Genomic DNA, 6,337 nt, shown 5'->3' on the forward strand with positions numbered 1-6,337 from the left:
CCATAAATGAAAAAAAACCGCCTACGCTAATAGTACCTTTAAATACAAGCAATCCTCCAAACCAAATCAAAAATGCTATACCAAGCGAACCAATAAATTCCATCAATGGACTTGTAATTTCTGATATTCTAAAGCTTTTTAAATTAATATTTAAAAATTCCTGACTTTTTTTAAAAAATTTTTCTGTTTCTTTTTCTTCGGTCAAAAAACCTTTTATAAGACGTATATTAAAAAAAGATTCCTGAATGAGTGTGGTAATAGCTGCTATTGAAACCTGTCTTTTTTTACCAAGTTTTTTCATATCCTTACCAAATTTAATAATAGGGTAAAGTGCAATTGGAAACACAATCGTTGAGATTAAAGCCAGTTTAAAGTCTATTGTATATATAACTATAAATAAAAAAATAATTGTAAAAAACTCTCTTATTGCTTCAGGCATTACCCTTGCAATTGTATCTTGAAGACGCTCGGTATCGTTTAATACTCTGGATAAAAGCTCTGATGTATGGTATTTTTCAAAGAAATCAACAGGTAAACTCACTATATGCTTAAACATCTGGTTTCTTATGTTAAACAAAATATTTTCTGCTACGTATGCTGTTTGATAAGACTGAATGTATGTAAATAAACCCTTAAAAAAATAAGTTGCCATAACGGCAAATGGTAGCAAAATCAGCATCTTTTTATCTTTCGCTATAAAAATTTTGTCTAAAACAGGTTTAATTAAGTATGCAGTAAGAGAAGTTAAAGCACCAACAATAATCATAGCTATAAAAGACAAAATAATCCTTTTCCAGTATGGCTTTATATACAATAATAGTCTTTTTAAATATTCTTTGTTTATATTAAGTTTCACACAACACCTTCTAATAGCTTTTCATAGTCAAGCAAAATTTCAATATCAACATAAACTATCCCTGATTGTTCAATTTTAACAAAATCTTTGTATGTTGTAAGCAAAACTTCGGCTTTTTTATTTACCTGAAGGGTTTTTAGGATGTCTATATCTTTTTTTGTGTAATTGTAATGGTCTCTAAAGCATTTATAGCCTTTGATATCTATACCAAGTTCAGCTAGGCTTGATAAGAATTTATCAGGATTTCCAATTGAGCAAAACACAAATGCGCTTTGTGGTTTTTTAGTTTTACCATTAATATCAAAAAAACCATTGTTTACTATTTTTGCTTTTATTTCGCACTCCCCTTCAAAACATATAAGTTTACTACACCTTTTTAAGCTTTTTTTGCTGTCGCGCAAAAGTCCAAAAGGCAAATAAAACCTTTCTTGATCTATTATACAAACCTCCAAATCTTTTGCAATTTTTCTATACTGCAGGCCATCGTCTAAAATAACATAGTTGGGTTCAAATTTCATTAATAATTCTATAGCGCTCAATCTATCTTTTGCGCTTGCTACAATTGCTTTAGTTTTTTTAGCAATAAGGTATGTTTCATCATTTACAATAGGTGTTTTGTAAAAAATGCTTTTGCCATCAGAAACAATCAAAGCATTTTTGTGTTTTGCTTTGTAAGCATTTGTAACAATAGCTACTATATATCCTAAAGAATGCAAATAATTTGCAATTCCTATGCAAAGTGGCGTTTTACCTGTGCCACCTGCTTTAATATTGCCTATGCTTATTATTTTTGCACCATCAATTTTTACTGTTTTAAAAAAACCAATATCGTATAAAAAATTCCTTGCGCTTACTGTAGCTAAATATAGTAATGAAACCGGGAATAAAATTGGCGCTAAAATCGTTTGGAAAAATTTAATATTCTTCATTGTTTAGCTTGCTTTCAAGCTCTGCAACCTTTGATTTTATCTCTTCTTTTGTTTTAACGTAAATGGGTTTTTTGTATATGAATGTGATACTCGAAAAAGGTTTTGGTATAGTAAACCTATCCCAGCTATTTAACCTCCAGGCGCTTTTTGGCTCAAAAGCTATAGGTACAATAGGGTATCCAGAAAAATAAGCAAGCTCTAATACACCAAGTTTTGCCTTCCTTCTTGGACCTTTTGGCCCATCTGGCGTTATACCAATATCGCAAGCTTGATTCTTAATTAGTCTTAACATCTCTAAAAATGCTTTTTTAGGATTTCTGTTAACCGAGCCGCCAATTGTTCCCATTTTAAAATACTTTATAACATCGCTTGCTAATCTGCCATCTTTGTGAGTACTTATCAATACACTCAAATTATTGCCTAAATAAACAAAAGGCAGAAATAAAATACTTTCGTGCCAAAAAGCATAAATTATAGGTGAATTAATAGATTTTATTGGGTATTCTTCAACAACATTTATTCGCAAAAATAACCTGTAAAATCTCAAAAAAATATAAAAAATAAATGCCTTCATGCTAAATAATCTAATATGGTTTTTGCTATTTTGGGTGTTACAGGATAATTTCCCAAAGCATAGCTTATTTGCTTAAAATCATGTTTTATTTGTCGCTGGTAATTGTTGCTTTGAAGGATTAATTTTGAGTACTCATAAATTTTTTTAGGTGTTGCGTCAAATTGTATTAACTCTGGTATAATTTTTCTCCCATATATAATATTTGGCAAGGCAATTGAATCAACTCCATGAATTAAAGCTTTTCCTACAATATAGCTCAAATTTGACAGTTTATATGCAACAACAAATGGCAAACCAAACAAAGCAGCCTCTAAAGTAACAGTGCCACTTTTTGTAATTGCAAATGACGCTTTTTTCATCATATCGTATGTATCGAGACTGAATTCAATAAATGGAAATTCACTTTTGAATTGTTCAAAATATTTTAAAAAACGCTCTTGCGTTGCCACAACAAATTTATAGTCACTAAATTCTTTTTTTAGTAAATACGCGGCTTCAAAAAAAATTCTAGTATGAAAATGCAATTCTGACATTCTTGAGCCTGGCAAAATTAGAATAATTTTTTCTCTGTCTAGGTTTTTTTCTATGTGTTTGTTAAGTATGTCTATTAGAGGATGTCCAAAATATACTACCTTTTTAAAATCAAAATCATACTTAACTGATTGAGTATTAAAAAATGTACGTTCAAACGGTAATATTGGTATAATAAGATCAACATACTTAAATAATTGCTTTATACGAGCTTTTCTCCATGCCCACAACTGGGGTGTAATGTAGTAAATAACCTTAATATTATTTTTCTTTGCAAATTTTGCAAGTTGCATATTGAAATCTGGAAAATCCATCAAAATCAATGCATCTACATTGTTTTTTAAAATAGCTTTTTTTATATCATTTAAGATTTCTATTGCTTTTGGTAAAATCGACAGAGCTTCTTTAAAGCCAATTACACTTATATCTTTGTAATCAGCTATCTTTTGAGATTGAGTCGCCAGCAAATCTGAACCGAATGATAAAACTTCAATTGAACTATTGGCTTTTTTAAGCTCTTGAGCCAACAAAAATGCGTATTTTTCTGCAGATCTTTCTCCTACGGATAAAAAAAATTTCATCGTTCTCTGCAAAAACCACGCTCTGATTTCCTTAAAAATTCAATCATATCAATTACATGCTTAGATGAGCTTTCTTTGAGTTTTTCATAAGCTTCATCAAATTTTAGGTTTGACCTAAATATAACCCTGTATGCTTCTTTTAGTTTCTCGATTTCTGAAAGGCTAAATCCATTCCTTTTTAGACCTACCAGATTAAGTCCATTCAATTTAGCTCTGTTACCTACTGCCAATGTAAAAGGCGGAACATCCAGTGATACGCCACTCATGCCGCCTACCATAGACAAACTACCAATTCTCACAAATTGATGAACAGCACTCATACCACCAATTACAGCGCTATCTTCTACAACAACATGGCCAGCAAATTGAACCATATTTGCAATTATACAATTATTTCCAATAATACAATCGTGGGCTACATGCACATAAGCCATTATTAAATTATTATTACCTATTTGGGTTTTACCTATACCACCTTTTGTACCTCTATTTATCATAGCAAATTCTCTTATTGTATTGTTGTCTCCTATAATAAGTTCGCTAAACTCGCCAGAAAATTTCAAATCCTGAGGAATTGTCCCAAGCACAGCTGAATGAAAAACTTTGCAGTTATTGCCAATACTTGTAAATTCATCTATTACAACATGACTTTGTATATCGCAATTATCTCCAATTTTTACATTAGATTTTATAATAGAATAAGGACCTATCGTCACATTTTCACCTAATTTTACATTATCTCCAATAATTGCCGTTTTATGGATATTTACCATGCTAACTCCTTAATCCAGTTTTGCACTCATTATTGCCTCAGCTACAAGGACATCATCAACAAAACACTTCCCAGACATTTTCCAAACCTTCATTTTATGCTTTATAATCTCAACTCTCATTTTTAACGTATCACCAGGCACAACAGCTTTTCTAAATCTAGCATTTTCTATACTCATAAAATATACAACTCTATTTGCATTATCTTCTTCTTCTAAAGATAAAAAGGCCAGTATCCCACCAGCTTGAGCCATTGCTTCTACAATAACAACACCAGGCATAATATGCTTTTTAGGAAAATGTCCCTGAAAATATGCTTCATTATATGTAACATTTTTAATAGCTTCTATAAATTTAAATTTTTCATAGTTTATTACTTTATCTACAAATAGAAAGGGATACCTATGTGGTAGTATTTCTTTAATCCTTTCAATATCTATCATTTTTTTTCAAGCTCCTTGAGTCTATTTTCTAATTCCAGCATTTTTCTGTATATGTCTGGCAACCTTGGTATAATTGCGCTTGATTTTAACCATTTTGAATGTTCATATACTGGTATACCGCTATATATACCACTTTTTTTAATATTGGTTCCGACACCAGATTTTGCTGTTACAATAGTATTATCAGCTATAGTTAAATGACCTGCAATTCCAACCTGTCCTGCCAGTATTACATTATTGCCAATTTTTGTAGAACCTGAAATGCCACATTGGGACACTAAAATAGAATTCTCACCTATCTCAACATTATGTGCAATTTGGACTAGATTATCTATCTTTGAACCTTTTTTAATTATTGTTTCATCAAGTGTAGCTCTATCTATAGAAACATTTGAACCAATCTCAACATCATCTTCTACTATAACTTTACCGATTTGTGGAATTTTATAGTGCTTTCCATTGTTGTTAACATAACCGAAACCATCACTACCAATAACGCTTCCAGAATGAATTATCACATTATTTCCAATTTCAACATTTTCTCGAATTGTAACATTTGGATAAATAATACAGTTATCGCCAATTATTGAATTTTCACCTACATAAACCATAGGCATTATATAACTATTACCAATTTTTGCATTTTTTGCAATATATGAAAAATCTCCAATATAAGCGTTTTTACTTACAATTGCAGAATCATCAATAGTAGCCTTTGGACTCTTAAAATTACCCTCTAACTTAGTTTTGTAAAAATACGTTAAGGCAAGTGCAAAACCTAAATAAGCATTTTTACAAACAATAAAATTTTTATCTTTGTACAAAGAAACATCAAATGATTCATCAACTATTATACAACCTGCTTTAGTACTAGGTATGTATTTTGTATATTTTTTATTTGATAAAAAACTGACTTTATATTCATCTGCACGCATTAGGCTTGCCACACCATCTATCTGGATATATTTTTCCCCAATATAAGTGCCATTTATAATTTGAGATAATTCTAAAGCACTGATCATTTTTTGCTTTGCTCGTATATTTTGTTGTATTCTTTGATAACCTGTGGCGTAATATCCAAAGCATCATTCCAATACACTAAACCCTGATGAACTTCAAAAACAAGATCTATACCTTCTTTCTGACTTATATTTTTGACTGTTTCAACAAGTCCATTTATAATATTTTGTGTATATTCTCTTTCTTTTGATACAACATCATCTGTAGCATCAGCTTTGTATCTTTCCAAATCTCTTGCTTTTGTCTGATATTCAACTTCTAACTGCTGTTTTTCTTTTTTAGGTGTTGATGGATTTTGAATTTTTTGTGCCAAAGCATTTAATTCCTGTTGTTTGTTGTCTATCACAGTCTTTTTTGCTTGAATAATCTTTTGAAGCATGGATTTTGCATCAATACCTGCCTGGCAATCCTGCAATGCTTTATTTAAATCTACAACAGCTACTTTTAGTGCAAATGCATTTGCGCTAAAAGTCAGTACCGAAAAAAAGACTACCAACCCTAAAATGTATTTTTTCATAAATCTTTAAACCCTCCTAAAATTATTTTCAAAATAAAGCCCCCATAGAAAACTGGAACACATAAGATTTTTCTCCATTTTTAGGTGCTAAATTTTTACCAACTTCAACTCTAAT

The 6,337-nt window shown here is 30.7% G+C and carries 8 protein-coding genes; all 8 read right to left on the reverse strand.

Annotated features, from left to right (window positions below; translation table 11 throughout):
* Positions 1–856: ABC transporter transmembrane domain-containing protein (locus Q0C22_RS05685; protein ID WP_291492672.1), on the reverse strand; the 856-nt coding region annotated here is incomplete at its 3' end.
* Positions 853–1,785 (reverse strand): tetraacyldisaccharide 4'-kinase, encoded by a 933-nt coding sequence (gene lpxK / locus Q0C22_RS05690; RefSeq protein ID WP_291492674.1) that lies wholly within the window; start codon positions 1,783–1,785, stop codon positions 853–855. The genes lpxK and Q0C22_RS05685, both read right to left, overlap by 4 nt.
* A complete protein-coding gene (locus Q0C22_RS05695) occupies positions 1,772–2,359 on the reverse strand; it encodes a lysophospholipid acyltransferase family protein (protein WP_291492676.1) in 588 nt (195 codons plus the stop codon). The genes lpxK and Q0C22_RS05695 overlap by 14 nt, the downstream gene beginning before the upstream one ends.
* Complete coding sequence (gene lpxB / locus Q0C22_RS05700; RefSeq protein WP_291492678.1) at positions 2,356–3,471, reverse strand: lipid-A-disaccharide synthase; 1,116 nt, start codon at positions 3,469–3,471, stop codon at positions 2,356–2,358. Before lpxB ends, Q0C22_RS05695 begins: the two co-directional genes overlap by 4 nt.
* The gene (lpxA, locus tag Q0C22_RS05705) at positions 3,468–4,244 is read right to left on the reverse strand and encodes an acyl-ACP--UDP-N-acetylglucosamine O-acyltransferase (protein WP_291492680.1); all 777 of its coding nucleotides are present in this window, start codon (positions 4,242–4,244) and stop codon (positions 3,468–3,470) included. Before lpxA ends, lpxB begins: the two co-directional genes overlap by 4 nt.
* Positions 4,245–4,253: 9 nt before the next feature.
* A complete protein-coding gene (gene fabZ / locus Q0C22_RS05710; RefSeq protein ID WP_291492682.1) occupies positions 4,254–4,685 on the reverse strand; it encodes a 3-hydroxyacyl-ACP dehydratase FabZ in 432 nt (143 codons plus the stop codon).
* Positions 4,682–5,707: a UDP-3-O-(3-hydroxymyristoyl)glucosamine N-acyltransferase gene (gene lpxD, locus Q0C22_RS05715; protein WP_291492684.1), complete on the reverse strand. Its 1,026-nt coding sequence runs from the start codon at positions 5,705–5,707 to the stop codon at positions 4,682–4,684. The genes fabZ and lpxD overlap by 4 nt, the downstream gene beginning before the upstream one ends.
* Positions 5,704–6,222, reverse strand: coding sequence for an OmpH family outer membrane protein (locus Q0C22_RS05720; RefSeq protein ID WP_025391565.1), 519 nt, complete (start codon positions 6,220–6,222; stop codon positions 5,704–5,706). The genes lpxD and Q0C22_RS05720 overlap by 4 nt, the downstream gene beginning before the upstream one ends.
* Between the last annotated feature and the right edge of the window lie 115 nt (positions 6,223–6,337).

Origin of the sequence: Desulfurella sp. (genome assembly GCF_023256235.1) — a bacterium.
Lineage (GTDB): Bacteria > Campylobacterota_A > Desulfurellia > Desulfurellales > Desulfurellaceae > Desulfurella.